Here is a 25,352-nt window from a genome sequence, read left to right on the forward strand (position 1 = left end):
GCTACTTGAGCAGCTTGCGCACCAACAGGACCACCACGAGGATCCCCCCGCCGATCAGCGGATACTTGACCTTGGGGTTGTCCAGCTTGACGCGCAGGCCGTCCTTCGCCGACTCCGCCAGCTTCTTCGGGTCGGCCTTGACGGTCAGCTGATCCAGCGTCGAAGCCAGAGCCGTCCTGGCCTGCTCGATCTCACGCTCGATCGTCTCGGGATCGCGAGCCACGTGTCCTCCTCGCCGCAGGGACTTCCGAACCCCAACCTAGTCGACCGCCCCACCGCGGCCGCACCGGCCACACCGCACGCTACGCTTCCCAGTGGCTGGGGCCCGTAGCCCAATTGGCAGAGGCACACGGTTTAGGTCCGTGCCAGTGAGAGTTCGAGTCTCTCCGGGCCCACGCTCATGAGTTCCGGCTTCGGCGCTTCGCGCCTTCGCCGGACTCCCTCGCTTCGTCATTGCTTCTGGGGGTGCGACCCCCAGACCCCGCCCGGGGGCTTCGCCCCCGGACCCCCAGCCGTGGTTGCCTGGCGTTGTTGGCCCTCTGTTCGTGGGGGGTCGCTTAGCTCAAGTCAGGTCGGGTCAGGTCAGGTTGACCGTGATGTGGGGGTTTAGGGCCTGTAGGAAGTCTTTTGCTTCGAAGATCTCTCCTGCTGAGGCCACTCCCTTTGTCTTTGTTCTTCCCGTCAGGATTCGGTCCACCGCCTCTACCGCCAGGGGTGCGCTTACCGCGTAGATGTCCTTGCCTCTTGCCGTTGCTTGGCGTTGCCTGCCTTTTGCCTGGACTGTTACCTCGACCACGAACGTCTCGGGTTCGGTGCGCCTGGCGGCTGCGGATAGGTCCTCTGCCGCCTTCGTTGTCATGTAGCTCGTTACTCTCGGGACCTTTACGTGGCTGGGGATTGTCACTATGTCGGCCATTGAGAACTCCGCCAGTACCTGGCGGGGGCCCAGTGGGGCGGGGAAGTTCCACTCTTGGGTTCGGAGGGCTTCCGTGTGGTGCTGCAGGTGGCCGTCTGTGAAACGGATTCGCTTCGCTCCTCGGCGCTCGTGGGATTTCTTGCCTGCCGCCAGGGTTCCCGGGGTGGGGTTCCAGGCGGTCAGGCCGTAGGCCACGTGGATCTCGTCCGCCTCCTCCCAGTCGTCCATGGCCGCCGTGGCCAGCAGGTCGGCCAAGCCTCCGAAGAACGCCATTGCCGGTACCACCGTTGTGTCCACCTTCAGGGCGAACGTGTCCAGGTTGGCTTCGATTTCGGCCGCTACGTCGACGTACGGGATGTTGGCGCGTGCTGCTGCCTCGATCAGGGGGATTGCCGTTGTCGCGAACGGGCCCGCGCAGTTGATCACTGCCGCTGCGCCGTTCAGTGCGCGGTCCAGCGATTCCGGGTTGTCGACCGTCGCCTGGCGGCCGCCCGGGAGCCTGGTCGCGTCGCGGCCGGAGAGGATCGGGTCGAAGCCGCGTCTGTGCAGCTCAGCCACTACGAAACGTCCTGTGTGCCCGTAGGCGCCGTACACCAGTACCGAAGTCATGGGGCAATCCTCGTTGGGGTTGTCCGTTGGCGACAGTGTCCGGAACGACGTGATGCGTACACTTTCGGACATGCATGCCGTTGCGCTCGCCGCCACCGATGGGATGCTGTCCTTCGAGCTGACCATCGCCGCCGAGGTTTTCGGTGAGGATCCGCGGTACGGCTTTGCCGTCTGTGGCTCGGCTCCGGTGCGGGTCGGTCGCTTCCTCCTCGAACCCGATCACGGCCTCGAGCGGCTCGCGCGCGCCGGTACGGTCATCGTGCCCGGCTGGGCCGACGTCGATGCCGACCCGCCCGCGGACCTGGTCGAGGCGGTGCGGGCCGCGCACGCGGCCGGCGCGCGCGTGGCGTCTCTCTGCACCGGTGCCTTCGTGCTGGCCGCCGCCGGGCTGCTGGACGGCCTCCGCGCGACGACGCACTGGGCGCACACCGAGGTCCTCGCCGCCCGGTTCCCGCGGGTGACCGTCGACGCGGACGTGCTGTACGTGGACAACGGGAGCGTGCTGACGTCGGCGGGCAAGGCCGCGGCGATGGACCTCTGCCTGCACCTCGTCCGCGCCGACCACGGCCCGGCCGCCGCCAACGCGGTCGCCCGCCGGCTCGTCGTGCCGCCGCACCGGGCCGGCGGCCAGGCCCAGTACGTGTCCACCCCGATCCCCGCCCGCGACGACCACCCGCTCGCCGCGCTGCTCCCGTGGATCACGGCCCGGCTCGACCAGCCCCTGACGGTGGAGGACCTCGCTCGCCAGGCGAAGGTCAGCACCCGCCACCTGACCCGCCACTTCCACGCGGCGACCGGCACGACGCCGCTGCGGTGGCTGCTGGTCCAGCGCATCCGCCGGGCGCAAGAGCTGCTGGAGAAGACGGACTCGGGAGTGGACACGATCGCGGCGGCGGTCGGCATGGGCACGGCGACGACGTTGCGCAGGCACTTCAACCGCACGGTGGGCGTACCCCCGGACACCTACCGGCGCACGTTCCGCGGCTAGGGTTCCCCACTCGAGAGTCAGTAGCGCACGTCGCTCTGCAGCAGCGGCGGGTACACAGTGGACGGTTCGCCGTCGACCGTCGCGCCCGCGAACTGCAGCATCGCGCGCTGGGCACCGTGCATCGGGGCCGGGTAGTCCAGCGTCGGCGCGGAAACCTCGTCCAGGCGCGCCAGATCCGCCGCCGAGAGCGTCACTTCGAGACCTTCGAGGTTGCCCGTCAGGTGCTCCAGCCGCCGGGCGCCGACGATCGGGACCACCGTCCCGGGCCGGGCGCGCAGCCACGCCAGGGAAACCGCCGCCGACGTCGTCTCCAGCGCCGAAGCGATCGAGGCCACCTCGTCGATCACGGCGTACTCCTCCGGCGAGGGACCCCCGACGAAAGCCGCGCGGGCGGAGTCCGGCACCGCGGCGTCGCGCCGGTACTTCCCCGACAGGAAGCCGTTCTTCAACGGGCTCCACGGCGTCAGCGCGATGCCCTGGTCGAGCGCGAACGGCGCCAGCTCCCCCTCCACGGTCCGCGCCAGCAGCGAATACTCCACCTGCAGCGCGACCAGCGGCGTCCAGCCCCGCAGCAGCGCCGTCGTCTGGGCCTGCGCCGTGACCCACGCCGGGGTGTTCGAGAAACCGACGTAACGGATCTTGCCCGCGCGGACGAGGTCGTCGAGGGTCCGCAGGGTCTCCTCGATCGGCGTGTGGCGGTCCCAGTTGTGCAGCCAGTACAGGTCGAGGTGGTCGGTCCGCAGCCGCCGCAGCGACTCGTCGAGCTGGGCGATGATCGACGCGCGGCCCGCGCCACCGCCGTTGGGGTCGCCGGGGAACATGTTGCCGAAGAACTTCGACGCGAGCACCACGTGCGAGCGCAGGCCCGGCCGCGCCGCGAAGAAGTCGCCGAGGATCTTCTCCGAGTGGCCGTTCGTGTAGAAGTTGGCCGTGTCGACGAAGTTCCCGCCGCGGCCGAGGTACGTCTCGAGGATCTTCTCGGACTCTTCGACGCTGCAGCCGGCACCACCGGCGTCCTCGCCGAAGGTCATCGCGCCGAGCGCGAACGGGCTGACCCGCAGCCCGGACCGGCCGAGGGTGACGTACTGGTCGAGTGACATGGAACTCTCCTCTGGTGTCGGATTGACCACCACCAGAAAACCGTGAATCCCAGGTGAACGGTAGATTGATCGTCGCCTTCTCTTGCACGATCCTCTCGACTTCGATGGTCACCGGCAAACCGGCGTGCTTTCCTTGAGGGGTGCTGACCGAGCTTCGCGACCTCGTCGCCGCCCACGCGCGCGCCGACCTTCGCACGCCGATCCCGGGCCTGCTGCTGTCCGAAGTGGACACCAGCGAGCCGCACCACTCGCTGGCCGAGCCGCTGCTGGTCGTCATGGTCCAGGGCGGCAAGCGCCTGCTGCTCGGCGAGCAGGTGCACGAGTACCGCGCGGGGCAGTACCTGCTGGTCAGCACCGATCTGCCGGTGACCGGCCACTTCGTCGGCGCGACACCGGAGACGCCGTCGCTGGGCGTGGGGCTGGCCCTGCGGCCCGCGGCCATCGCCCCGCTGCTGCTCGACGCCCCGCCCGGCCGGTTCTCGCGCACTCCGCCGGCGTCGCCGATCGCGACCGGGGACGCCGGGCCCGAGCTGCTCGACGCCGTCGTCCGGCTGGTGCGGCTGCTCGATCACCCCGCCGACGCGCGCGTGCTCGCGCCGCTGATCGAGCGGGAGATCCTTTGGCGGGTGCTGACCGGCCCGCACGGCGACCTGGTCCGGCAGATCGGCCTGGCCGACAGCGGGCTGGCCCACGTCGGCCGCGCGATCCGGTGGATCCGCGAGAACCACGCCGAGCCGATGCGGGTCGACGAGCTAGCGAAGCTGAGCGGGATGAGCCCGTCGGCGTTCCACCGGCACTTCCGCGCGGTCACGGCGATGAGCCCGCTGCAGTTCCAGAAGCGCATCCGCCTGCAGGAAGCCCGCTCGCTGCTGCTGGCCGACGCGGGCGACGTCGCGGGGGTCGGGCACCTCGTCGGCTACGACAGCCCGTCGCAGTTCAACCGCGAGTACCGCCGCCTGTTCGGCGCCCCACCCGGCCAGGACGCGGCCCGGCTGCGCGCGGCCGCCGCCCCGGCCGGGCCGCGGCTGCCGTGAGGTCCGATCCGTTCAAGACCCGCGGCCGCCCCGGTGCGACGCTGGGCGCATGGCTGTGAACCTTTCCGCGGCGGCGTCGTTCATGGCGACGCACGCCCGGCTCCTCGACCGACGCCGCTTCGAGCTGCTCCGCGGCGAAACCGGCGCCGACGCCGTGCTGGCCGCCGTCGACGGCTACCGCAATCCCGACGGGGGCTACGGCTGGGGCCTGGAGCCCGACCTGCGGGCGCCGGAGAGCCAGCCCGGCGGCGCCCTCCACGCCTTCGAGGTGTTCGAAGAGGCCGGGCCGGCGACCACCCCGCACGCGGCCCGGCTCTGCGACTGGCTGGCTTCGGTTTCCACGCCGGACGGCGGCCTGCCGTTCGCCCTGCCCGTGGCGGACCCGGCGGGCTGCGCGCCCTTCTGGGTCCAGGCGGACCCGGCGCGGGCCGCTTTGCAGAGCACGGCGTTCGCCGCGAGCGCCGCCCTGCGCGTCGCCCGCCACGACCGGGCCGTGCGCGAACACCCGTGGCTCGCCGCGGCGACGGAGTACTGCTTCCGCGAAATCCGTGCCCTGGACGAGGCCCCGCACGCGATCGCGCTGTCGTTCGCGGTGGGTTTCGTGGACGCGGCCCACGACTTCCACGCCGAAGCGGCGACGCTGCTGGACCGGCTGGCGCCGTTCGTCTCGCCGGACGGCCTGGTCCCGGTGGCCGGCGGGTCCGACGGAGAAACCTTGCGCGCACTGGACTTCGCCCCGCTGCCGGACCGTCCGGCCCGCGCGTTGTTCAAGGACGCCGTGATCGACGCGGAGCTGGAGCGGCTCGCCGGCGAGCAGCACGACGACGGTGGCTGGCGGGTCGATTTCGCGAGTTATTCACCCGCGGCGGAGCTCGAGTGGAGCGGTTACGCGACCGTCCGCGCGGTCTCGATCCTGCAGCGCAACGGCGTGCTCTGAAGATCTACACGAGCAACGTGGGAGTTCACCCGCCCGTGGCACGTCGTGTCACGGGCGGTGAGCGGTTACGCGGCTTCCGGTGAGCGCGGCCGTACCCGTACTGTGACGGGTAAGCCGGTGCCCGGAGGTGAAGCATGTCGTCGCGCAACCCGTTGAGCTGGTTCACCCGCTGGGCCGACTGGTTCGAAGAGCGCGGTGTCTACGTGCCCGGCGAAGAGAGCCGCGCGGTCGATCCGGTCCGGGATTTCGGCTGGTTGATGGCCTCCTGGGTGGTCGGCGTGGCGATCTTCATCCTGCTGTTCGCCCTCGCGGTTTAAGTGGCATGTCGGCGGTGATTGTCACCACCCGTGCCGTTCCGGTCACGGATTGGCCACGGGGCGGCACCAGGTGCGCGACAACCCCCCGTGTCTCCTCGTAACCACGCGCGATCACGGCCACAGTGGAGCGGGTTCGCCCGGCACGCCCCGTTGCCGAACGGCACCCCCGAACCGCCGACTGGAGTACCCGCGATGGCGCTCGCGCGCACGTGCAAGATCATGTTCACCACAGGACTGCTTTCCCTGGCGGTGGCGTGCGGGGTCCCCTCGGCTCAGGAGGGCACCGCGGCGCTCGGCGCGGGCGGCGGCCAGGCGGGTGCGAGCGCGGCGCAGGCGGGCAACGACCTCAAGTTCGGCGCCGACCACCGGTTCGCCAGCGGCGTCACCATCTCGGTCGGCTCGCCGGAGTCGTTCCAGCCCAGCGCGTCGGCGTACCCGCGCAGCTCGCGCGGCGCGGCCTTCGACGTCCAGCTGACGAACGACGGCGCGACGACGTACAAGCTCTCCGGCCTCACCGTCACCGCGACCTCGGCGGGCAAGCCGGTCAAGCAGGTCGTCGACACGACCCAGGGGTTCACCGGCATCACCGACGCGGGCAAGGACATCCCGCCCGGCCGCTCGGTGCACGTCACCCTGGCGTTCGCGGTACCGCAGGAGCCGACGCAGCTGCGCCTGCAGATCCGGCCGAGCGCGACCGAGGCCGCCGCCGTCACGTACTGCGGTCCGGCCTGAGGTTAGGCTCGGCCCTATGACCGAGCGACTTTCCCCCGGCGACGAAGCCCCGGACTTCACCCTGCCCGACAGCGAGGGCAAAGACGTCTCGCTGCGCGACTTCCGCGGCAAGTCCGTCGTCGTGTACTTCTACCCGGCGGCGAGCACGCCGGGCTGCACCAAGCAGGCCTGCGACTTCCGCGACAACCTCGCCGAGCTGAACGATGCCGGCTTCCAGGTGATCGGCATTTCGCCGGACAAGCAGGCGAAGCTCGCGAAGTTCGTCGAGACCGAGAAGCTGACGTTCCCGATGCTGGGCGACCCGGACAAGGGCGTCATCGAGGCCTGGGGCGCGTACGGCGAGAAGAAGAACTACGGCAAGACGTACCTGGGCGTCATCCGCTCGACGTTCGTCGTCGACCCCGAGGGCAAGATCGCGCACGCCTTCTACAACGTCCGCGCGACCGGGCACGTGGCGAAGCTGATCCGCGACCTCGGCGTGGCTTCCTGAGGCGTCAGCCTTCCGCGAGCTCCCGCAGCGCCGGGAGCAGGGCCCGCAACGCCCTGCCCCGGTGCGAGACGGCGTCCTTTTCGGACGGTTCCAGCTCCGCCGACGTCCGCGATTCGCCGTCCGGCTGGAAGATCGGGTCGTAGCCGAACCCGTTGGTTCCTCGCGGCGAGCGCACCATCGTCCCGCGCCACTCGCCGCGGACCACCGTCTCCTCGCCCGACACCAGGACCAACGCCGCCGCGCACACGAACTGGGCTCCACGGCGCTCGTCCGGGACGTCGCCCAGCTGGCCCAGCACCAGGTTCAGGTTCGCCTCGTCGTCGCCGTGACGGCCCGACCAGCGGGCCGACAGCACGCCCGGCATGCCGTTCAACGCGTCGATCGCGAGGCCCGAGTCGTCGGCGATGGCCGGCAAGCCGCACGCCGCCACCGCGTCGCGGGCCTTCGCCACCGCGTTGCCCTCGAAGTCCGGCGCCGTCTCCGGTGCCTCCGGGAACTCGGGGACGTCCGCGAGACCGAGCACCTCGATCCCCGAAATGCCTTCGGCGGCAAGGATTCGCTCGAGCTCGCCGAGCTTCTTCGCGTTGCGCGTGGCCAGAAGCAGCTTCGTCACTTCGAGCCCTTCTTCTTGTCCGGACGCGGCTCCGGCAGCTCGCCCGGGTACGGCAGCGCCAGCGCCTCGTTCTGCAGCCGGGTCAGCTCCTCGCAGCCCGCCTGCGCCAGGTCCAGCATCTTGTCCAAAGTGGACCGCGCGAAGGTCGCGCCCTCGCCCGTGCCCTGGACCTCGATCAGCGTGCCCGCGTCGGTGGCCACCACGTTCATGTCCACCTCGGCGCGCGAGTCCTCCTCGTACGGCAGGTCGAGCCGCACGCGGCCGTCGACCACGCCGACGCTCACCGCGGCCACCGAAGACGACAGCGGCTGCGGGTCGTTGAGCCGGTTCGCCGCGCCCAGCCACGTGATGGCGTCGGCCAGCGCCACGTAACCGCCGGTCACCGCGGCCGTGCGGGTGCCGCCGTCGGCCTGGATGACGTCGCAGTCGATGACGATCGTGTTCTCGCCCAGCGCGGCCAGGTCGATGCAGGCGCGCAGCGAGCGGCCGATCAGCCGTGAGATCTCGTGCGTGCGCCCGCCGATCCGGCCCTTGACCGATTCGCGGTCACCGCGGGTGTTGGTCGCGGACGGCAGCATCGCGTACTCGGCGGTCACCCACCCGAGCCCGGACCCGGCCCGCCAGCGCGGCACGCCTTCGGTGACGCTCGCCGCGCAGAGCACCCGGGTGTTGCCGAATTCGATCAGCACCGACCCCGCCGGCCACTGCTGGAACCCCCGGGTGATCTTGATGTCACGGAGCTGGTCGTCGTTCCTGCCATCTTTTCGAGCCACGGGAGCACTCTAGAACCGGCGGCTCAGACGTCGTAGACGGCACCCTGCTTGACGACCTCGGCCCCCGGGAACTCCGCCGACGCCTCGGCCAGTACCGCGCCCGCGTCCGTCCACGGCGCGATGTGCGTCAGCAGCAGCCGCCCGACCGCGGCGTCGCGCGCCAGCTCGCCCGCCTGCTTGCCCGACAGGTGAACGCCGGCCGGGCGTTCGGCCGAATCCGTCCAGGACGCCTCGGCGAGCAGCAGGTCGACGCCGTCGGCGAGCTCGTTCAGCGCCGCGCACGGCCCGGTGTCGCCGGTGAACGCGAGGATCCGGCCGCCGTAGGAGATACGCAGGCCGTATGCGGGGGTCGGGTGGTCGACCTCGACCGCGACGACCTCGAACGGCCCGATCCGGAACGGCTCCGGCCGCAGCGGGTGGAAGGCGTAGACGTCGGTGAGGTCGGTGGTGGCCCGCTCGGTCTCGTTGGGCGCGTACGCGTTCGCGAGCCGCAGGGGCGCGTCGTGCGGCGCGTACAGCGGCAGCAGGCGCGGGCGGGCCGGGTACGGCGGCGCCGGGTGGTAGCGCCGCAGGACGGTGAGCGCGCTGACGTCGGCGCAGTGGTCGGGGTGCAGGTGCGTGAGCACGAGGGCGTCCAGGTCGAACGGATCGGCCACGGCCTGCAGCTGCGCCAGCGTGCCGTTGCCGAGTTCGAGGCCGAGCAGGAAGCCCTCCGCCTCGACCAGGTAGCCGGACGCGGCGGTGTTCGGCCCGGGGATGCTGCCGGAGCACCCGAGGATGGTCAGTCGCACTTCGACACCCTAAGCGCCAAGACGCCTGATCACGCGGTGGTGGGAGCGAGGACACCCGGGGCGAACCCCATGAACCGCGCGGCGAGCCGGGTGAACGGCTCGGCCGAGCCGGTGGCGAGGAATTCGTGCCGCGGCGGCGTCTCCCGCGTCGTCAGCAGGTCCCGTTCGGTGAGGATCCGGACGACGTCCTTGGCCGTCTCGTCCGCGCTCGAAACCAGGGTGACCTCCTGGCCCATCACGATCTGCAGCACGCCCTGCAGGAGCGGGTAGTGCGTGCAGCCCAGCACGAGCGTGTCGACCTCGGCGTCGAGCAGCGGCTGGAGGTAGCCCTGCGCGAGCCCGAGGACCTGGCGCCCGGAGGTGATGCCGCGCTCCACGAAGTCGACGAACCGCGGGCAGGCGACGCTGGTGAGCGTGATGCCGGGCGCGGCGGCGAACGCGTCCTCGTAGGCGCGCGACCGCACGGTGCCCTCGGTGCCGATCACGCCGACGCGGCCGGTGTGCGTGGCCACGACGGCGCGCCGCGCGGCGGGCAGGACGACCTCGATCACCGGCACGTCGTAGCGCTCGCGGGCGTCGCGCAGGCAGGCCGCGGACGCCGTGTTGCAGGCGATGACCAGGGCTTTCACGCCGCCCTCGACGATCTCGTCGAGGGCCGCGAGCGCGTAGCTGCGGGCGGTGGCGATCGGCAGCGGGCCGTACGGGTTGTGCGCCGTGTCGCCGACGTAGCGGAGCTGCTCGGCGGGCAGCTGCTCGAGGAGCGCCCTCGCGACCGTCAGCCCGCCGACGCCGGAATCGAACACACCGATCGGGGCATCAGCAGACGGAGACGTCACCCTTCGAGGTTACCCGCAGCCGGGGGTACGGCTTTGCGCGACTTCCCCGTGCGGCTGGTCAGCCACGCCGCGAGGACGCCGGCCAGCGCGCCGAAGACGTGTCCCTGCCAGGAAACGCCCGGGTTGCCGGGCAGCAGGCCGGCGAGCATGCCGCTCCACACGCCGAGCAGGACGACGGCGACCAGGATCTGCCCGGCGGCGCGGTTGAAGATGCCGCGCACCAGCAGGTAGGCGAGCCAGCCGAAGGCCAGCCCGGACGCGCCGACCGTGACCGTGTTGGCCGGCCCGATCAGCCACACCCCGAGCCCGGAAACCACCCAGATGATGGCCGTGACCAGGGCGAACCGGCCGATCCCGGCGGCCATGGCGAGGAAGGAGAACACGAGCACCGGCACGGTGTTCGCGAACAGGTGCGACCAGCCGGCGTGCAGCAGCGGCGCGAACAGCACGCCGTCGAGGCCGGACAGCATCCGCGAGTGGATGCCGCCCTGGTCCAGGTCGCCGGGCAGGATCACGTCCACCAGCTCGACCAGGTAGAGCAGCAGGGTGAACGAGAGCGCGACGAGCGCGGCCGCCTTCGGTCTCGGCGGCAGCACGCGTTTCGCGGCGTCGGTTTCCGGGTCCGGGTTCACGGGCAGTGTGCTCACGTGATCGACGCTACGTCGATCCGAGCGGGTCCACCTCGGGTGAAATCCCTGATCCCGGCAGTGAGGCTTGTTCAGCCGTCGCCCGGCGCAAAGGTCACCACTGGTCGGCGACCTGCAGTCCGTAGCGCCGGTCTAACCAGAACAAGCCTCATTCTGTCGGTCCCTCCCGCTAGCGTCTCGGGCATGGGGAACTTCGACGTCCACGGATACCTGAAGCGGCTCGGCCTCGACGCGGAGCCGCCGAGCGTGGCCGCGCTGCGGCGGCTGCACTCCGCGCAGGTCGAGCGCGTGCCGTACGAGGCGCTGGAGATCCAGCTCGGGCGGCCGACGCCGCTGGAGCCGTCGGCGTCGCTCGCGCGGATCCTGCGGGGCCGCGGCGGGTACTGCTACCAGCTGAACGGCGCCTTCTCGGCCTTGCTGCGCGAGCTCGGCTACCAGGTCACGCGCCACCTCGGCGGGGTTCAGGGCGGTCCGGGCGACGCGCCGAACGTCGACCGCAACCACCTGGCGCTGACCGTCACCGGGGTGCCGGACGAGCCGGGGACGACGTGGCTGGTGGACGCCGGGCTCGGCGACGGCATCCACGAGCCGCTCCCCCTACGGGAAGGCACCCACCGGCAAGGCCCGCACACCTACCGGCTGCGGCCCTCGGAGGTGGCGCCGGGCGGCTGGCGGTTCGACCACGACCCGTCGGGCAGCTTCGCCGGCTTCGACTTCGCGGCGGGCGCGGCGGAGATGGCCGACTTCGCCGAGAAGCACGCGTGGCTGTCGACGTCACCGGAGTCCGGGTTCGTCCGGGTCTGCGTGCTGCAACGCCGGGACGCGACGGGCGTCGACACCCTGCGGGCGCGGACCCTGAACCGCCACGGTGCCAAGGAGTTCGTCGAGTCCCCGGCGGACTGGTGGACGGCCGCGGCGGACGTCTTCGGCATCACGCCGGACCTGTTCACGGCCGAGGAGCGCGAGCGGCTGTGGCGGCAGGTCGTTGCGCAGCACGAAGCCCACACGGGAGGACCGGTGGTCAGCGTGTGACCGGAGCCGGCGGCAGCGGGGCCTTGCCGAGCGCGAAGTCGACGGCGGCGTCGGCGTGCAGGCGGGTCGTCGGGAAGGTCGGCACGGGCGAGTCCTCCGGGCCGACGAGCAGCTCGATCTCCGTGCACCCGTAGATCACGCCCTCGGCCCCCGCCTCGACCAGCCGCGCGATCACGCCGCGGTAGGCGGTCCTGGACTCGGGCTTCACCACGCCGAGCACCAGCTCGTCGTAGATGACGCGGTGGACGAGGTCACGGTCTTGCGCGCTCGGCACGAGCACGTCGAGGCCGTGCGCGGCGAGCCGGTCGCGGTAGAACGGCTGCCCCATGGTGAACCCGGTCCCGAGCAGCCCGACCCGCCGGATCCCGGCGGCGCCGACGGCCGCGGCGGTGGCGTCGCCGAGGTGCAGCAGCGGGATGCCGAGGCCGTCTTCCAGCTGCTCGGCGACCTTGTGCATGGTGTTGGTGCAGAGCACGACGAAGTCCGCTCCCGCCGCTTCGAGCGCGCGAGCCGCGCGGTTCAGCTCGGCGCCGGCGTCGTCCCAGCGGTCTTCGGCCTGCATGGCTTCGATGGCGGCGAAGTCGACGGAGTAGAGGATCGTGTGGGCGGAGTGGAACCCGCCGAGGGCGTCCTTCACCCGTTCGTTCAGCAGCCGGTAGTACTCGGCTGAAGATTCCCAGCTCATCCCGCCGAGCAGCCCGATGACCTTCATGCTGTTCAGCATGCCCGAACTGCGCACGGCTTTCGCCGGGGTGTCGAACGTCCTGGTCACCGACGGCACCTCCGGCGTGCTGGTCGACGGCTTCTTCTCGCGGCCGTCCCTGCTGAAGATGGCGACGCGCGTGGCGCCGGACCGCGAGCGCATCGACGAGGCACTGAGCCGGCTCGGGGTCACGAAGCTCGACGCCGTCCTGGTGGCGCATTCGCACGTCGACCACGTCCTCGACGCGCCGGTCGTCGCGCAGCTCACCGGCGCCACGCTGGCCGGCTCGCCGTCGACCCGGAAGGTCCAGGAGGGCTACGACCTGGCCGCGGAGCCGTTCGAAGAGCTGGTGCCGGGCAGGCCGGTGGAGTTCGGCGCGTTCACCGTGACCCCGATCGACACCCGGCACAGCGCCGGCGACCGGGTACCGGGCGAGATCACCGAGCCGGTCCGGCTGCCGGCCAGGGCGAAGGACTTCAAGACCGGGCGGTGCTACTCGTTCCACATCGCGCACGCGGCGGGCAGCGCCGTCGTCCACGCGTCCGCGAACTTCGTGCCCGGGGCGCTCGCCGGCCACTCCGCGGACGTCGTCTACCTCGGCGCGGGAGCGGCCGGCAAGCAGACGGAGGAATGGCGGGAGGAGTACTGGCGGGAGACCGTCGGCGCGCTCAGGCCGCGCAAGGTCCGCCCGATCCACTGGGACGCCTTCTGGCGCCCGCTGTCCAAGCCGCTGAAGCTGCTGCCGAAGGTGTTCGACGACCTGGGGGCGACCATGGCCACCTTCGAGCGGCTGGCCGAGGCCGACGGCGTCGACCTGGCTCTGCCCGAACTGTGGAAGGCCGAGTGACTCAGGCCCAGAGCTGCCCGTCGAGCCGCGCGGCGGCCTCGTCGAGCGACCCCGCGTAGGCACCCGTCGACAGGTACTTCCACCCGGCGTCGGCGACGACGAAAGCGACGTCCGCCTGCTCGCCCCGGGCCGCGGCCTTCTCGGCCACCGCCAGCGCCGCGTGCAGCACCGCGCCCGTCGAGATGCCCGCGAAGATGCCTTCGTTCTCGAGCAGCTCACGCGTGCGGCGAAGCGCGTCGTACGCGCCCACGGAGTAGCGGCCGTTCAGCACCGAAGCGTCGTACAGCTCCGGGACGAACCCCTCGTCGAGGTTGCGCAGGCCGTACACCAGTTCGCCGTAGCGCGGCTCGGCCGCGATGACCTGGACGTCCGGCTTCGCCTCGTGCAGGTACCGGCCGACGCCCACCAGGGTCCCGGTCGTGCCGAGGCCGCCGACGAAGTGCGTCAGCGTCGGCAGGTCCTTGAGCAGCTCCGGGCCGGTGCCGCGGTAGTGCGCGTCGGCGTTGGCCGGGTTGCCGTACTGGTAGAGCATCACCCACTCGGGGTTCGCCTCCGCCAGTTCCTTCGCCCGCCGGACGGCCTCGTTCGAGCCGCCCGCGGCCGGGGAGAACACGATCCGCGCGCCGTAGGCCTGCAGCAGCTGCTTGCGCTCGGTCGAGGTGTTCTCCGGCATGACGCAGACCAGCCCGTAGCCCTTGAGCTTGGCGGCCATGGCCAGCGAGATGCCGGTGTTGCCCGACGTCGGCTCCAGGATCGTGGAGCCGCGCCGCAGCTTGCCCTCGCGCTCGGCGGCTTCGATCATGGCCAGCGCGGGGCGGTCCTTGATCGAGCCGGTCGGGTTGCGGTCCTCCAGCTTCGCCCAGAGGCGCACGTCGTGCGTGGGCGAGAGCCGGGGCAGCCCGACCAGCGGGGTGCCGCCGAGCGCGTCGAGCAGGGACTCGAAGCGAGCCATCGATCAGCCACCGGCCACGGCGGGGAGGATGGTCAGGGTGTCGCCGTCCTTGACCTCGGCCTCGAGGCCACCGGCGAAGCGCACGTCCTCGTCGTTGACGTAGACGTTGATGAAGCGGTGCAGCTTCTCCTCCTTCACCAGGCGGCCCTTGATGCCGGCGTGGCGGGACTCGACGTCGTCGATGACCTCGAGGACGGTCGCGCCCTTCGCCTCGACGGACTTCTCGCCGCCGGTGTGGGTGCGCAGGATCGTCGGGATGGAGACGGTCACGGCCATGGGTTCTTACCTCCGGTGGGTTCTTACACGCAGACGCCGGTGGCGCGGCGGTTTATTCCGGCGGGGCTCAGTCGACGATCTCGACCGGCTCCTCGGTGATCTCGGCGTCCACGATCCGGTACGACCGGAATTCGTGCACTTCGGGGTCGCGGGTGGAGACGAGCACGTAGTGCGCGTCCGGCTCGGCCGCGATGTTCGCGTCGGTCCGCGACGGGTAGGCCTCGGTCGCGGTGTGCGAGTGGTAGATCACCACGGGCACCTCGTCGTTGGCGTCCATCTCCCGGTAGAGCTTCAGCAGGTCACCGGAGTCGAACTCGTAGAACGTCGGCGACCGCGCGGCGTTCAGCATGGGGATGAACCGCTCGGCCGAGTCGGACCCCGCGGGCCCGGCGATGACGCCGCACGCCTCGTCGGGATGGTCACGGCGGGCATGGGCGACGATCTCGTCGACGAGTTCACGGCGGATCCGGAGCACACCGACATCTTAGGTGGTGGACACAAGCTGTCCAGATGATGAGATATTGCGCTCACCAGGACAATCGAGGCATGCCGATGCCCGCGAACGCCCGTGAACGCTGCCGCGAGTTCCTCGAAGACGGCGAGGTGATCCAGTACCTCATCCCCGGCATCTCGCTCTACGTCGACGGCGTCCGCACGCGGGCGGCGTTCTTCATCGTGGTCACCGACCGCGCCATCACGGTGCTCTACGGCGGTCGCTTCCGCCGCTACACCCCGAAAGCCGTCTACGACCGGGTGTCGCGGCGCACCGAGATCGGCCCGGTCGAGGTCCACCCGTCGCTCGGCCCGGTGCTGAGCTTCGCCCGGCTGCACCTCGAGATCGACGAGGAGTACGTCAGCGCGGTCCGCGCGGCGAACCTCGAAGGCGCCCACGACCTGCCGCCGGACCCGCTCCCGGACCTCTGACTCAGCCGAACGCCTCCGGCCAGACGTCCCGGTAGGCCGGCACGCCACCGGCCGTCGTCGCCGCCAGCAACCCGTGCACCATCGCCCGCGCGAACACCCTCGCCGCCGCCGAGCACAGCGCGTCCAGCGCCGCCGGGCGCGCCGCCGCGCCGAACGGGCCGCTCGCGTCCGGCAGCTCGTGCGCTCCCGTGGCCAGCGCGAACACCGTGTCGCCGTCGAACATCGTGTGGGCCGGGCGCACCGCGCGCGCCAGCCCGTCCTGGGCCGCGACCGCGATCCGCCGCGCCTCGGCCTTCGACAGCGCCGCGTCCACCGCGACCACGCCGATCGTCGTGTTCAGGTCGGTCCGCCGCGACGGCAGGTCAGCGGCGCGCGAAGGCCACGTCACGCCGAAGTCGCCGTGGTCGGCCGCGAACGCGCGGCCCGTCGAGAGGTCCACGGCCTCACCGGCCGCGTTGACCGCCGCGATCGCCCCGACCGTGAACTCGCCGACGACCTCGCTCGCGGACCCGATCCCGCCCTTCAGCGACCCGACGGCCGCCCCAGCGCCCGCACCGACCGTCCCCGAAGCGAACGACTCCGAAGCCGCTTCACAGGCCGCGTAGCCGAAGGACGCGTCAGGCCGGTTGCCCCACTCGCTGCGCGGCAGGTCGAACAGCACCGCCGCGGGCACGATCGGCACGACCTCGTGCGGCTGCGCGCCCACCGGGAAGCCCAGGTTCCGCTCGGCGAGCCACCGCATGACGCCGTCGGCCGCGGCCAGCCCGTACGCCGACCCACCCGAGAGGCAGATCGCGTTGACCCGCTGCACCAAGTTCTCCGGCTCCAGCAGGTTCGTCTCGCGCGTGCCGGGTGCGCCGCCGCGCTGGTCGACCGCGCCGACCGCGCCGTCGGGGACCAGGACCACCGTCGTCCCGGTGGCCCAGCCGTCGCCGACCCGCTCGTGGTGCCCGACCAGGACACCCGGCACGTCGGTAATCATCCGGTCAGCGCCTGGATCAGCGTCTCCTGCACCCAGGTCAGCCAGTGGTAGACGCCGAGGTGCGGCGCCCGCGGGTCGTCTTCGGGCAGCTCGTCGGGCATGTCGTCGGTGACGTCGAGCGCGGTGCCGAGCGCCAGCCGGACGTCGTTGAGCGCGCCGAGCCAGGCGTCGGCCTGCTCCTCGGTCAGCCGGACGTGTCCGCCGTCGCGGGGCAGCGTGTCGAGCACGATCTTGGCCACGCCGACCTTCATGTCCAGCAGCTCCGGCTCGTGCAGCGACCGCATCGCCGCGGCGGAGTCGAGGTCCTCGCGGGTCGGGTTGTCCGGGTCGAGCTTGTGGAAGTCCGGGAGCAGCCGCGAAAGCACGGGGTCGTCCGGGGACTCGGTCGGCCCGATCCGGATGCCGGTCAGCTCGGCGAGCTCGTCCTGGGGCGCCTCTTCGGCGCGCGCGGTGAGCATGTCCTCGAGCTGGCTGACCAGCCCGCGCAGCACCGCGGCTTCCTGCTGCTCGAAGCCCGCGTGGATCACCGCGCCCTTGCGCCGCCACCCGTTCACGAGGTCTGCTCCATCGTGGCCCACAGGCCCGCCGCGTGGAGCTTCGCCACGTCGGTCTCCACCTTCTCCTTGGTGCCGGACGAGACGATCGCCTTGCCCTTGTGGTGGACGTCCAGCATGAGCTTGGTGGCGTGGTCGCGCCCGTACCCGAACAGCTTCTGGAAGACGTACGTGACGTACGACATCAGGTTGACGGGGTCGTTCCACACCACCGTCCGCCAGGGTGTGTCCGACTCGGCGAGCTCGGCACCGGCCGGCTCGACCTGCGTCTGCTCGGCTGCGACAGGCATGGACATGCACCCCATGGTGTCACGGGGGCGACAGGGTACGCCGCGCCAGGTCCGGCCATGTGGGTGAATAGGCTGACCCCATGGGTTCACCGGAGCCGGCCACGACCAGCACTGCGCTGCTCACCGACCACTACGAGCTGACCATGCTGGGCAGCGCGCTCGCCGACGGGACGCACGCGCGGCCCTGCGTGTTCGAGGTGTTCGCCCGGCGCTTGCCGGACGGACGCCGCTACGGCGTCGTCGCGGGTACCGCCCGTGTCCTCGACGCGATCGCGGACTTCCGCTTCACCGACGCCGAGCTGTCGCAGCTGGAGGCGACCGCGGTCGTCGACGACGCGACGCTCTCCTGGCTCGCCGGCTACGAGTTCTCGGGCGACATCGACGGCTACCCCGAGGGCGAGCTGTACTTCCCGGGCTCGCCGCTGCTCACCGTCTCCGGCTCGTTCGCCGAGTGCGTGCTGCTCGAGACGCTGGTGCTGTCGATCCTCAACCACGACAGCGCGATCGCGTCCGCGGCGGCCCGGATGTCCGGCGCCGCGCACGGCCGGCCAATCATCGAGATGGGCGGGCGCCGGACGCACGAGTACGCGGCGGTCGCGGCGGCGCGGGCCGCGTACCTGGCCGGCTTCGCGACGACGTCCAACCTCGAAGCCGGGCGCCGCTACGGAATCCCGACGCGCGGCACCGTCGCGCACGCCTTCACGCTGCTGCACGACAGCGAGGAAGAAGCGTTCCGCTCGCAGGTCGACAAGATGGGCGCGGACACGACGCTGCTCGTCGACACCTACGACATCACCGCCGGCATCGAGACCGCGGTCCGCGTCGCCGGGCCCGAGCTGGGCGCGATCCGGATCGACTCGGGTGACGTCGGCCCGCTCGCCCGCCGCGCCCGCGAGCAGCTGGACTCCCTCGGGGCGAAGGACACCCGGATCGTCGTCTCCGGCGACCTCGACGAGCACGCCATCGCGGCGCTGCGCGCGGAGCCTGTGGACGCGTACGGCGTCGGCACCTCGGTGGTCACCGGCTCCGGCGCGCCGACCGCCGGGATGGTCTACAAGCTGGTCGAGGTGGACGGCAAGCCGGTCGCGAAACGCAGCGCCCACAAGGAGTCGCGCGGCGGGCGCAAGTCCGCGCTGCGGCGCCACCGCGGCACCGGCACGGCGGTCGAGGAGGTCGTCTGGACCACGGCGGGCGATGCGCCCGAGCCCGAGCCCACCGACCGCCCGCTGCAGATCCCGCTGATCCGCGGTGGCCGCGCGGAGGCGGACCTGCCTACGCTCGACGATGCCAGGCAGCGGCTGCGCCGCGGCCTGGTCAGCCTGCCGTGGGAGGGCCTCAAGCTCTCTCACGGCGAGCCCGCTATTCCGACGCTGTTCCTCTGAGAGGAGACCGACCCATGGGGACCGCGCTGATCGTGGTGGACGTGCAGAACGACTTCTGCGAAGGGGGTTCGCTCGGCCTGCCGGGCGGGGCCGCCGCGGCCGCCGCCATCTCGAAGCAGGCCGCCGAGGGCGGGTACAGCCACGTCGTGGCCACCCGGGACAACCACATCGACCCGGGCGCCCACTTCAGCGAGACCCCCGACTTCAAGGACAGCTGGCCGGTGCACTGCGTCGCCGGCACGCCGGGCGCGTCGTTCCACCCCGCGCTCGACGTCGTCCCGATCGGCGAGGTGTTCTCCAAGGGCGAGTACAGCGCCGCCTACTCCGGCTTCGAGGGCGCGGCCCGCGACGGGAAGTCCCTGGAAGCGTGGCTGCGCGAGCACGACGTCACCGACGTCGACGTCGTCGGCATCGCCACGGACTTCTGCGTCCGCGCGACGGCGCTCGACGCGGCTCGTGCCGGCTTCGGGGTCCGGGTGCTGCTGGACCTGACCGTCGGCGGCTCGCAGCCGACGGTGGACGCGACGATCGAGGACTTCGACCAGGCGGGGGTCACCCACACCGGCACGGCGTTCGTCGGGTCGGCGGAGTGAAGGACCTGCGGGCCTCGCTGGCCGAACACCGGCTGGTCGCGATCCTGCGCGCGCCCGACGCGGCCCGCTTCGCCGACGCGGCGATGGTGCTGCACGCGGCGGGCGTCCGCCTGCTCGAAGCGACACTGACGACGCCGGGCGCGCCCGCGGCGATCACCGCGCTGCGCCTGGCTCTCGGCGAAGACGCGCTGATCGGCGCGGGCAGCGTCCGCGAACCGTCCGATGTGGACATCGCGGTCGACGCGGGCGCCGCGTACCTGATCACGCCGACGGTGAACCCGGCCGTCCTGGAGCGCGCCGCCGACCTGGACACCCCGGTGGTCTGCGGCGCGCTGACGCCGACGGAGATCGACCAGGCCTGGCGCCTCGGCGCGGCCGCGGTCAAGGTGTTCCCGGTCGCGGCGGTGGGCGGGGTCGCCTACCTGCGCGCGATCCGGGCGCCGCTGCCGGACGTCCCGCTGGTCCCGACCGGCGGCGTCCACCTGGCCGACGTCGAGGGCTACCTGCGAGCGGGCGCGATCGCGGTCGCGGCGGCGACCCCGTTGCTGGGCGACGCGCTCTCGCCGAGCGGCAGCCTGCCGGACCTGGCCGCGCGGGCGGGCGAGTTCGTCGCGGCGGCCGGCCGCTTCGCCACGGCTTGAACTCAGAGGCGCTACTTCTTCCCGAACGGGTCGCAGGCGGCCGTGCCCAGGTAGATGTCACCGCTCGCCGGGCCGCCCTGCGGGAACAGCTTGATGTGCACCGCGTGCGTCACCAGGCTGCCGTCCGGCGGCTGGGGCGTCACGGTCTCGTTGAGGATCACCGTCGCCAGCGCGGTGCCCGCCGGCCCGCCCGGGATGACGATCCGGTCGTTCGGCGGGATCTGCGCGGGCACGGTGATCCCCTCGACCGCGCCGATCGCGACCTCGCCGAGGCTGCCGGTCTCCGTCGTTGCGCACTTGGCCGAGTAGGTGCGCACGGACAGCGCCGGGCCGCCGAAGCGCTTCAGCACGCTGGTCGCGAACCGGTGCCCGGACGCCTGCGCGACCGACACCGCGCCGGACCGCCCGCAGCCGGTCTCGCCGACGCCGAACACCGCGATGTCGCCGGTCTCGCCGCCGGGCGTCCGGGCGCTGTAGGGGCCGTCGACGGTGCATTTCGCCAGCTCACCGGTGACAATGTGCTCGTTGTCGATGGTCACGTCGATCGCGCCGGAAGACGCCCATCCGGTGGACGCGCCCGACGCGGCGGCGACCAGGAACGGCGTGACCAGCGTCGTCACCGCCAGCAACCGGAATGTCCTCTTCCTGGCGTTTCGCATGCACCGGCCTCCTCGGTCGCGTGACAGTTCGTAGTCACCCTCTTCGTCATCGGCAGGCCCGGGGCCGTCCCTGATCGGGTCCACCCGGACGAGTGGACGGTGAGGAACGCAACTTCCGGGGTTTTCCCGAGGTAACGAGCGTTAACGTCGGCTGTCTGATCACCCAGGGAGGTTCTGTGTCTTCGCTGTCCTTCGCCGGCAAGCGGCCCGTGCTGGCCGACCTCGTGCCCGGCTCCCTCGTCCGGGACATCGCGCTGGTCGCCGGCGGTGCCGTGCTCACCGGTGCCGCCGCGCAGCTGACCATCCCGGTGCCGGGCAGCCCGGTGCCGATGACCGGCCAGACGTTCGCCGCGCTGCTCGTCGGCGCGTCGCTCGGCATGTCGCGCGGCGCCGCGTCGATGCTCGTGTACCTGCTCGTCGGCGCCGTGGGCGTGCCGTGGTTCCAGCACGGCACCGCGGGCCTGTCCGGCGCGAGCGCCGGCTACATCGTCGGGTTCGTCTTCGCCGGCGCGCTGGTCGGTGCGCTCGCCGGCCGCGGCGGCGACCGGACGCCGGTGCGCACCGCGGGCACCATGGTGCTCGGCAACCTCGTGATCTACGCGTTCGGCGTGCCGTGGCTGATGGCGTCCACCGGGTTCGACCTGTCCACGGCGTTCGCCAAGGGCGTGACGCCGTTCCTGGTCGGGGACGCGATCAAGATCGTCGTGGCCGCCGGCCTGCTGCCGCTGACCTGGAAGCTGGTCTCCGGCCGTAACCAGGACTGAGTGCTCGCCGCGGGACCTTCCGCACGGGAGGTCCCGCGACGCGAGTGGCCCGTTCGCGACGGAGCGCCGCTCTTTGTCGGAGGCGGCGGCTAATGTGTCGCTGTGCCCGCTCGAACTGACTTCCCCGGCGTCCTCGAACTCCTCACCCACGCGGTGGAGTCCGTCGGAGGTGCCGAGCGCCCGGGGCAGGTCGAGATGGCGGACGCCGTCGGCCGCGCCATCCGCACCGGCGAGCACCTGGCCGTGCAGGCCGGCACCGGCACCGGCAAGTCCTTGGCCTACCTCGTTCCCGCGATCCGGCACGCCGTCGAGAAGGAAGCCACCGTCGTGGTCTCGACGGCGACGATCGCGTTGCAGCGCCAGCTCGTCGACCGCGATCTCCCGCGCCTGGCGAAGGCGCTGAAGAAGCCGCTGGGCCGCGAACCGACCTTCGCGATCCTCAAGGGCCGCCGCAACTACATGTGCCTGCACCGCCTGGACTCCGGCGCGCCGGACGAGCCGGAGGACGCCCAGCTCTTCGACCCGTTCGCGGTGTCGCGCCTCGGCAAGGAGGTCACGCGGCTGCGGGAGTGGGCCTCGGACACCGAAACCGGCGACCGCGACGAGCTCGTCCCCGGCGTCACCGACCAGGCGTGGCGCCAGGTGTCCGTGACGGCGAAGGAATGTCTCGGTGCTTCGCGCTGCCCGATCGGCACGGACTGCTTCGCCGAGAAGGCCCGCGCCGAGGCCGGCCGCGCCGACGTCATCGTCACCAACCACGCACTGCTGGCGATCGACGCCCTGCAGGGCTACCAGGTCCTGCCGGACCACGACGTCGTGATCATCGACGAGGCGCACGACCTCGTCGACCGCGTCACTTCCGTCGCCACCGGCGAGCTGACCAGCGCGATGTGCGCGTCGGCCGCGCGCCGCTGCGGCAAGCTGATCGACGCCGACGTCGCCGACAGCCTCCTGGAAGCGGGAGACGGGCTGGCGCTGATCGTCGACGACCTGCCCCCGGGCCGGATGGACGAGCTGCCGCAGCCGCTGAAGGGCGCCATCCCGGCGATCCGCGACGCCGCGCACCGGTGCATCACGTCGCTGGGGTCCGATCGCAAGGAGGACCTCGAAGGGGCCACCGCGCGGAAGCTGGCGCGCTCGCTGCTCGACGAGGTGCACGACACCGCGGTCCGCCTGCTGGAGGCGTTCGACGACGACCAGGCGCACCAGCGCGACGTCGTCTGGCTCGCCGGCGACAAGTACGCGTCGAACCCGCGGCCGCCGGCGCTGAAGGTGGCGCCGCTGGGCGTCGCCGGGCTGTTGCGCGAGCGCGTCTTCAACCTGCACACGACGGTCCTGACGTCGGCGACGCTGACCCTCGGCGGGACGTTCGACACCATGGCGCGCCAGTGGGGCCTCCCGCCGGCCGCTCGCGTCGAAAAGGCGCCAGGAGCCGCGACCGACAAGGAAGCGCCGTCCGACGACTCCGGCCCGAAGTGGACCGGCCTGGACGTCGGGTCGCCGTTCGACCACCGGAAGAACGGCATCCTGTACCTGGCCAAGCACCTGCCGCCGCCGGGCCGCGACGGCCTCGCGACGTCCACAATGGACGAACTGGCCGAGCTGATCGAGGCCGCGGGCGGGCGTACGCTGGGGCTGTTCTCTTCGATGCGCGCGGCCAAGCAGGCGGCCGAGGAGATGCGCGAGCGGCTCGACTTCCCGATCCTCTGCCAGGGCGAGGACGCGACGTCGCTGCTGGTCCAGAAGTTCTCCGAGGACGTCCGCACGTGCCTGTTCGGCACGCTGAGCCTGTGGCAGGGCGTGGACGTCCCCGGTCCGTCGCTGCAGCTCGTGGTGGTCGACCGGATCCCGTTCCCGCGCCCGGACGACCCGGTCTCCTCGGCCCGGCAGCGCGCGGTGGAAGCCCGCGGCGGCAACGGGTTCCTCACCGTGGCGGCCACGCACGCGGCTTTGCTGCTGGCGCAGGGCACCGGACGGCTGCACCGTTCGGTCAGCGACCGCGGGGTGGTCGCGGTGCTGGATTCGCGGCTCGCGAACGCCCGCTACGGCGGATTCCTCCGTGCTTCGCTGCCTCCGTTCTGGCCGACGATGGACCCGAAGGTCGCGCGCGAAGCGCTGCGCCGGCTGGACGCAGCCGCGCCCGCGTGACGCGGTCCACAACACCGACCGGTACGGTGAAGCAACCGAAGCAATAAAGGGAGCACCGGTTGACCCAGGATTCGTCCAGCGCACAGTCCCGGACCGTCAGTGTCGACGACACCGGCGTACGGCGGCGGCTCGCGGACGGCAGCGAAGAAGCTGTCACGTGGGCCGGCCTGTCGTCGGTGATGGTCCGCGTGATCCCCGACGGCCCGTGGAACGAAGACGTGTTCTTCATGCTGGTCGGAACGGACGGCAAGGGCACGGCGGTCCCGAGCGGCGACCCGGCGGCCGACGCCCTGATCGAGCGCCTGCAGTCCTTGCCCGGCTTCGACAACGAGAAGTTCATCGAGGCCATGACGACCGACGCCGACCAGGCTTACGTGGTCTGGGAATCCAGCGAGAACTGACGGGACGTCCGCGTAACAGATCCACCGCCCCCATCGACTGCGAAGGCGATCAGCTCTTCGGCATCGGCTCAAGGGGGCGGGCATGGGGTTGCGGAAGATCATCGCCGTCGGCACGGTTTTCGCGTTGGCTCTCGTGGCCGCGATCACCGGTGCGGGAGCGGCTTCGGCCAGCGTGACAGTGCTGTGTTCCGGCAGTTCGTACTCCACTTGCATCGCCGGCGGCCACACCGCGCACAGCTTCGAGCAGCACTACCTGGACAGCCACTGGGGTGCCTACGGCGGCCACAACTGCACGAATTACGCGGCCTACGTGCTGTCGGCCGTCAACGGCGCGCCCACCCCCACCTACCAGCTGGGCAACGCTTGGCAGTGGGCTGCGAACGCCGCCGCGCACGGGGTGCCGGTCAACGGCTCTCCCGCTGTCGGCGCGGTCGCCCAGTGGGACGCGAGTTCAGGTGGCGCCTCACCGGACGGGCACGTGGCCTACGTGGAGGCCTGGGACGGCACCAACCTGGTCATCTCCGAAGACAACTACGCGACCGGACCGTTCCGCTGGCGGATCATCACCGTCGGCGACGCGCAGTGGCCCAGCCACTTCCTCCACTTCAAAGACCTCGCGTCCGCGGGGCAGAACCGCGTCTCCGTCCTGGCCCCCGACAGCGAGGTCTACGCGAAGGACGGGCTCAGCGGCGGCTGGCTCGACCAGGGCGCCCGGGCGATCGCCGTGTCCGACGGCGGCCCACGTCAGGCGCTGCTCGACTCCGATCACCAGGTGTACGCCAAGGACGATCTCGGCGCCGGCGGCTGGCTCGACCAAGGAGCGGCGGCCGTCAAGGTCGTCGTCGGTCTCACCGGCCGGCTGGCCATCCTCACGCCGGACAACTGGGTGTACGCCAAGGACACCCTCGGCGCCGGCGGTTGGCTGAACCAGGCGGCGCAGGCGACGGACGTGGCCGTCGGCCAGACCCGCATCGCCATCGTCACGCCTTGCGGTGCCGTCTACGCCAAGGACCACCTCGGCTCCGGCGGCTGGATCCAGCAGACCGACTGCTCCACGGCCACCGATGTCGAAGTCGGACCGACGGGCCGCATCGCCTTCATCCGGACCGACGGCGAAGTGTTCGCGAAGGACGACATCAGCGGCCCCGGCGGCTGGTACGACCAGGCGGCCACCGCCGGGCAGCTGCGCATCGGCGGCACCCGGCTGGTCATCCTCACCCCGGACAGCCACGTCTACGCCAAGGACCACCTGGGCGCGGGCGGCTGGATCGACCAAGGCGCTCAGGCTGTCCAGATCGCGGTCACCAAACAGGGCCGCTTGGTCCTGCGCAACGCCGGCAACTACGTCTACACCAAGGACGACATCGGCCCCGGCGGGTGGCTCGACCAGGGCGCGCAGGTCCTCAGCCTCGCCGGCTGAC

At 71.6% G+C, this 25,352-nt stretch carries 32 protein-coding genes and 1 tRNA gene; 17 read left to right on the forward strand and 16 right to left on the reverse strand.

The features are described 5' to 3' along the window. Window position 1: 1 nt before the first annotated feature. Window positions 2-223 (reverse strand): DUF3618 domain-containing protein, encoded by a 222-nt coding sequence (locus tag ABZ342_RS28345; protein WP_360479013.1) that lies wholly within the window; start codon window positions 221-223, stop codon window positions 2-4. A 98-nt stretch (window positions 224-321) separates the two neighbouring features. Between ABZ342_RS28345 and ABZ342_RS28350 the strand changes: the two genes are divergently transcribed. Next, window positions 322-395, forward strand: a tRNA-Leu gene (locus tag ABZ342_RS28350). Between the two features lie 182 nt (window positions 396-577). On the opposite strand, the gene ABZ342_RS28355 is transcribed toward ABZ342_RS28350, so the two are convergent. Then, window positions 578-1,525, reverse strand: coding sequence for a saccharopine dehydrogenase NADP-binding domain-containing protein (locus tag ABZ342_RS28355; protein WP_360479016.1), 948 nt, complete (start codon window positions 1,523-1,525; stop codon window positions 578-580). A 70-nt stretch (window positions 1,526-1,595) separates the two neighbouring features. On the opposite strand from ABZ342_RS28355, the gene ABZ342_RS28360 reads away from it, so the two are divergent. Next, the gene (locus ABZ342_RS28360; protein ID WP_360479019.1) at window positions 1,596-2,513 is read left to right on the forward strand and encodes a helix-turn-helix domain-containing protein; all 918 of its coding nucleotides are present in this window, start codon (window positions 1,596-1,598) and stop codon (window positions 2,511-2,513) included. A 17-nt stretch (window positions 2,514-2,530) separates the two neighbouring features. Here ABZ342_RS28360 and ABZ342_RS28365 read toward each other — a convergent pair whose 3' ends face one another. Next, the gene (locus tag ABZ342_RS28365) at window positions 2,531-3,613 is read right to left on the reverse strand and encodes an aldo/keto reductase (RefSeq protein ID WP_360479022.1); all 1,083 of its coding nucleotides are present in this window, start codon (window positions 3,611-3,613) and stop codon (window positions 2,531-2,533) included. Window positions 3,614-3,753: 140 nt separating this feature from the next. Between ABZ342_RS28365 and ABZ342_RS28370 the strand changes: the two genes are divergently transcribed. From ABZ342_RS28370 to bcp, 5 genes are all read left to right on the forward strand, one after another. Next, the gene (locus ABZ342_RS28370; RefSeq protein WP_155541344.1) at window positions 3,754-4,647 is read left to right on the forward strand and encodes an AraC family transcriptional regulator; all 894 of its coding nucleotides are present in this window, start codon (window positions 3,754-3,756) and stop codon (window positions 4,645-4,647) included. Between the two features lie 49 nt (window positions 4,648-4,696). Continuing rightward, window positions 4,697-5,584: a hypothetical protein gene (locus ABZ342_RS28375; RefSeq protein ID WP_360479025.1), complete on the forward strand. Its 888-nt coding sequence runs from the start codon at window positions 4,697-4,699 to the stop codon at window positions 5,582-5,584. Between the two features lie 134 nt (window positions 5,585-5,718). Beyond that, the gene (locus tag ABZ342_RS28380; protein ID WP_155541342.1) at window positions 5,719-5,901 is read left to right on the forward strand and encodes a hypothetical protein; all 183 of its coding nucleotides are present in this window, start codon (window positions 5,719-5,721) and stop codon (window positions 5,899-5,901) included. Between the two features lie 192 nt (window positions 5,902-6,093). After that, entirely contained in the window at window positions 6,094-6,633 is a 540-nt protein-coding gene (locus ABZ342_RS28385) for a hypothetical protein (protein WP_360479029.1), read from the forward strand. Between the two features lie 16 nt (window positions 6,634-6,649). Continuing rightward, window positions 6,650-7,123, forward strand: a complete 474-nt coding sequence (gene bcp, locus ABZ342_RS28390) for a thioredoxin-dependent thiol peroxidase (protein ID WP_360479032.1) — start codon at window positions 6,650-6,652, stop codon at window positions 7,121-7,123. A gap of 4 nt (window positions 7,124-7,127) precedes the next feature. Here bcp and rdgB read toward each other — a convergent pair whose 3' ends face one another. From rdgB to ABZ342_RS28415, 5 genes are read right to left on the reverse strand one after another with little or no spacing between them, the layout of a single operon-like run. Beyond that, on the reverse strand, window positions 7,128-7,736 hold the full coding sequence (gene rdgB / locus ABZ342_RS28395) for an RdgB/HAM1 family non-canonical purine NTP pyrophosphatase (protein WP_155541339.1): 609 nt from the start codon (window positions 7,734-7,736) through the stop codon (window positions 7,128-7,130). Further along, on the reverse strand, window positions 7,733-8,509 hold the full coding sequence (gene rph, locus ABZ342_RS28400) for a ribonuclease PH (RefSeq protein ID WP_155541338.1): 777 nt from the start codon (window positions 8,507-8,509) through the stop codon (window positions 7,733-7,735). The genes rdgB and rph overlap by 4 nt, the downstream gene beginning before the upstream one ends. A gap of 23 nt (window positions 8,510-8,532) precedes the next feature. Then, complete coding sequence (locus ABZ342_RS28405) at window positions 8,533-9,300, reverse strand: MBL fold metallo-hydrolase (RefSeq protein WP_360479036.1); 768 nt, start codon at window positions 9,298-9,300, stop codon at window positions 8,533-8,535. A gap of 29 nt (window positions 9,301-9,329) precedes the next feature. After that, window positions 9,330-10,136: a glutamate racemase gene (gene murI / locus ABZ342_RS28410; protein WP_360479039.1), complete on the reverse strand. Its 807-nt coding sequence runs from the start codon at window positions 10,134-10,136 to the stop codon at window positions 9,330-9,332. Next, window positions 10,133-10,783, reverse strand: a complete 651-nt coding sequence (locus tag ABZ342_RS28415; RefSeq protein ID WP_360479042.1) for a rhomboid family intramembrane serine protease — start codon at window positions 10,781-10,783, stop codon at window positions 10,133-10,135. Before ABZ342_RS28415 ends, murI begins: the two co-directional genes overlap by 4 nt. A gap of 183 nt (window positions 10,784-10,966) precedes the next feature. On the opposite strand from ABZ342_RS28415, the gene ABZ342_RS28420 reads away from it, so the two are divergent. Then, window positions 10,967-11,815 (forward strand): arylamine N-acetyltransferase, encoded by an 849-nt coding sequence (locus ABZ342_RS28420; RefSeq protein ID WP_360479045.1) that lies wholly within the window; start codon window positions 10,967-10,969, stop codon window positions 11,813-11,815. Here ABZ342_RS28420 and ABZ342_RS28425 read toward each other — a convergent pair. Continuing rightward, the gene (locus ABZ342_RS28425) at window positions 11,805-12,527 is read right to left on the reverse strand and encodes an aspartate/glutamate racemase family protein (RefSeq protein WP_360479161.1); all 723 of its coding nucleotides are present in this window, start codon (window positions 12,525-12,527) and stop codon (window positions 11,805-11,807) included. The genes ABZ342_RS28420 and ABZ342_RS28425 overlap by 11 nt on opposite strands. A gap of 10 nt (window positions 12,528-12,537) precedes the next feature. Here ABZ342_RS28425 and ABZ342_RS28430 point away from each other — a divergent pair, with 10 nt between their 5' ends. After that, on the forward strand, window positions 12,538-13,365 hold the full coding sequence (locus tag ABZ342_RS28430; RefSeq protein ID WP_360479048.1) for an MBL fold metallo-hydrolase: 828 nt from the start codon (window positions 12,538-12,540) through the stop codon (window positions 13,363-13,365). Window position 13,366: 1 nt separating this feature from the next. On the opposite strand, the gene ABZ342_RS28435 is transcribed toward ABZ342_RS28430, so the two are convergent. The 3 genes from ABZ342_RS28435 to ABZ342_RS28445 form a co-directional block, all read right to left on the reverse strand. Continuing rightward, entirely contained in the window at window positions 13,367-14,317 is a 951-nt protein-coding gene (locus tag ABZ342_RS28435) for a cysteine synthase (RefSeq protein WP_155541332.1), read from the reverse strand. Between the two features lie 3 nt (window positions 14,318-14,320). Beyond that, window positions 14,321-14,593 (reverse strand): MoaD/ThiS family protein, encoded by a 273-nt coding sequence (locus ABZ342_RS28440; protein ID WP_086679767.1) that lies wholly within the window; start codon window positions 14,591-14,593, stop codon window positions 14,321-14,323. A gap of 67 nt (window positions 14,594-14,660) precedes the next feature. Further along, window positions 14,661-15,068, reverse strand: a complete 408-nt coding sequence (locus tag ABZ342_RS28445) for a M67 family metallopeptidase (protein ID WP_155541331.1) — start codon at window positions 15,066-15,068, stop codon at window positions 14,661-14,663. 71 nt (window positions 15,069-15,139) lie between these two features. Between ABZ342_RS28445 and ABZ342_RS28450 the strand changes: the two genes are divergently transcribed. Further along, window positions 15,140-15,517, forward strand: coding sequence for a hypothetical protein (locus ABZ342_RS28450; protein ID WP_360479052.1), 378 nt, complete (start codon window positions 15,140-15,142; stop codon window positions 15,515-15,517). Between the two features lies 1 nt (window position 15,518). On the opposite strand, the gene ABZ342_RS28455 is transcribed toward ABZ342_RS28450, so the two are convergent. From ABZ342_RS28455 to clpS, 3 genes are read right to left on the reverse strand one after another with little or no spacing between them, the layout of a single operon-like run. Next, on the reverse strand, window positions 15,519-16,499 hold the full coding sequence (locus ABZ342_RS28455) for a P1 family peptidase (RefSeq protein ID WP_360479055.1): 981 nt from the start codon (window positions 16,497-16,499) through the stop codon (window positions 15,519-15,521). Next, complete coding sequence (locus ABZ342_RS28460) at window positions 16,496-17,053, reverse strand: DUF2017 domain-containing protein (protein ID WP_155541329.1); 558 nt, start codon at window positions 17,051-17,053, stop codon at window positions 16,496-16,498. The genes ABZ342_RS28455 and ABZ342_RS28460 overlap by 4 nt, the downstream gene beginning before the upstream one ends. Beyond that, window positions 17,050-17,349, reverse strand: coding sequence for an ATP-dependent Clp protease adapter ClpS (clpS, locus tag ABZ342_RS28465; RefSeq protein WP_155541328.1), 300 nt, complete (start codon window positions 17,347-17,349; stop codon window positions 17,050-17,052). The genes ABZ342_RS28460 and clpS overlap by 4 nt, the downstream gene beginning before the upstream one ends. A gap of 74 nt (window positions 17,350-17,423) precedes the next feature. Here clpS and ABZ342_RS28470 point away from each other — a divergent pair, with 74 nt between their 5' ends. From ABZ342_RS28470 to ABZ342_RS28480, 3 genes are read left to right on the forward strand one after another with little or no spacing between them, the layout of a single operon-like run. Continuing rightward, window positions 17,424-18,725 carry a nicotinate phosphoribosyltransferase gene (locus tag ABZ342_RS28470; protein ID WP_360479059.1) on the forward strand — a complete coding sequence of 434 codons (1,302 nt, stop codon included), beginning with the start codon at window positions 17,424-17,426 and terminating at the stop codon, window positions 18,723-18,725. Between the two features lie 14 nt (window positions 18,726-18,739). Next, entirely contained in the window at window positions 18,740-19,318 is a 579-nt protein-coding gene (locus ABZ342_RS28475; RefSeq protein WP_360479062.1) for an isochorismatase family protein, read from the forward strand. Continuing rightward, window positions 19,315-19,959 carry a bifunctional 4-hydroxy-2-oxoglutarate aldolase/2-dehydro-3-deoxy-phosphogluconate aldolase gene (locus tag ABZ342_RS28480; RefSeq protein ID WP_360479065.1) on the forward strand — a complete coding sequence of 215 codons (645 nt, stop codon included), beginning with the start codon at window positions 19,315-19,317 and terminating at the stop codon, window positions 19,957-19,959. The genes ABZ342_RS28475 and ABZ342_RS28480 overlap by 4 nt, the downstream gene beginning before the upstream one ends. Window positions 19,960-19,970: 11 nt before the next feature. Here the strand turns inward: ABZ342_RS28480 and ABZ342_RS28485 are convergent, their stop codons facing one another. Continuing rightward, window positions 19,971-20,588 (reverse strand): choice-of-anchor P family protein, encoded by a 618-nt coding sequence (locus tag ABZ342_RS28485; RefSeq protein ID WP_360479164.1) that lies wholly within the window; start codon window positions 20,586-20,588, stop codon window positions 19,971-19,973. Window positions 20,589-20,794: 206 nt separating this feature from the next. On the opposite strand from ABZ342_RS28485, the gene ABZ342_RS28490 reads away from it, so the two are divergent. The 4 genes from ABZ342_RS28490 to ABZ342_RS28505 all read left to right on the forward strand — a co-directional run bounded on the left by ABZ342_RS28490 (window position 20,795) and on the right by ABZ342_RS28505 (window position 25,351). Next, window positions 20,795-21,382: a biotin transporter BioY gene (locus ABZ342_RS28490; protein WP_354816065.1), complete on the forward strand. Its 588-nt coding sequence runs from the start codon at window positions 20,795-20,797 to the stop codon at window positions 21,380-21,382. A gap of 102 nt (window positions 21,383-21,484) precedes the next feature. Continuing rightward, complete coding sequence (locus ABZ342_RS28495; protein WP_155541323.1) at window positions 21,485-23,530, forward strand: ATP-dependent DNA helicase; 2,046 nt, start codon at window positions 21,485-21,487, stop codon at window positions 23,528-23,530. Window positions 23,531-23,589: 59 nt separating this feature from the next. Then, complete coding sequence (locus ABZ342_RS28500; protein WP_155541322.1) at window positions 23,590-23,931, forward strand: hypothetical protein; 342 nt, start codon at window positions 23,590-23,592, stop codon at window positions 23,929-23,931. Between the two features lie 82 nt (window positions 23,932-24,013). Further along, entirely contained in the window at window positions 24,014-25,351 is a 1,338-nt protein-coding gene (locus tag ABZ342_RS28505; RefSeq protein ID WP_360479070.1) for a CHAP domain-containing protein, read from the forward strand. The last annotated feature ends 1 nt before the right edge of the window (window position 25,352 follow it).

The sequence above is a fragment of the Amycolatopsis sp. NPDC005961 genome (assembly GCF_040629235.1).
GTDB lineage: Bacteria > Actinomycetota > Actinomycetes > Mycobacteriales > Pseudonocardiaceae > Amycolatopsis > Amycolatopsis camponoti.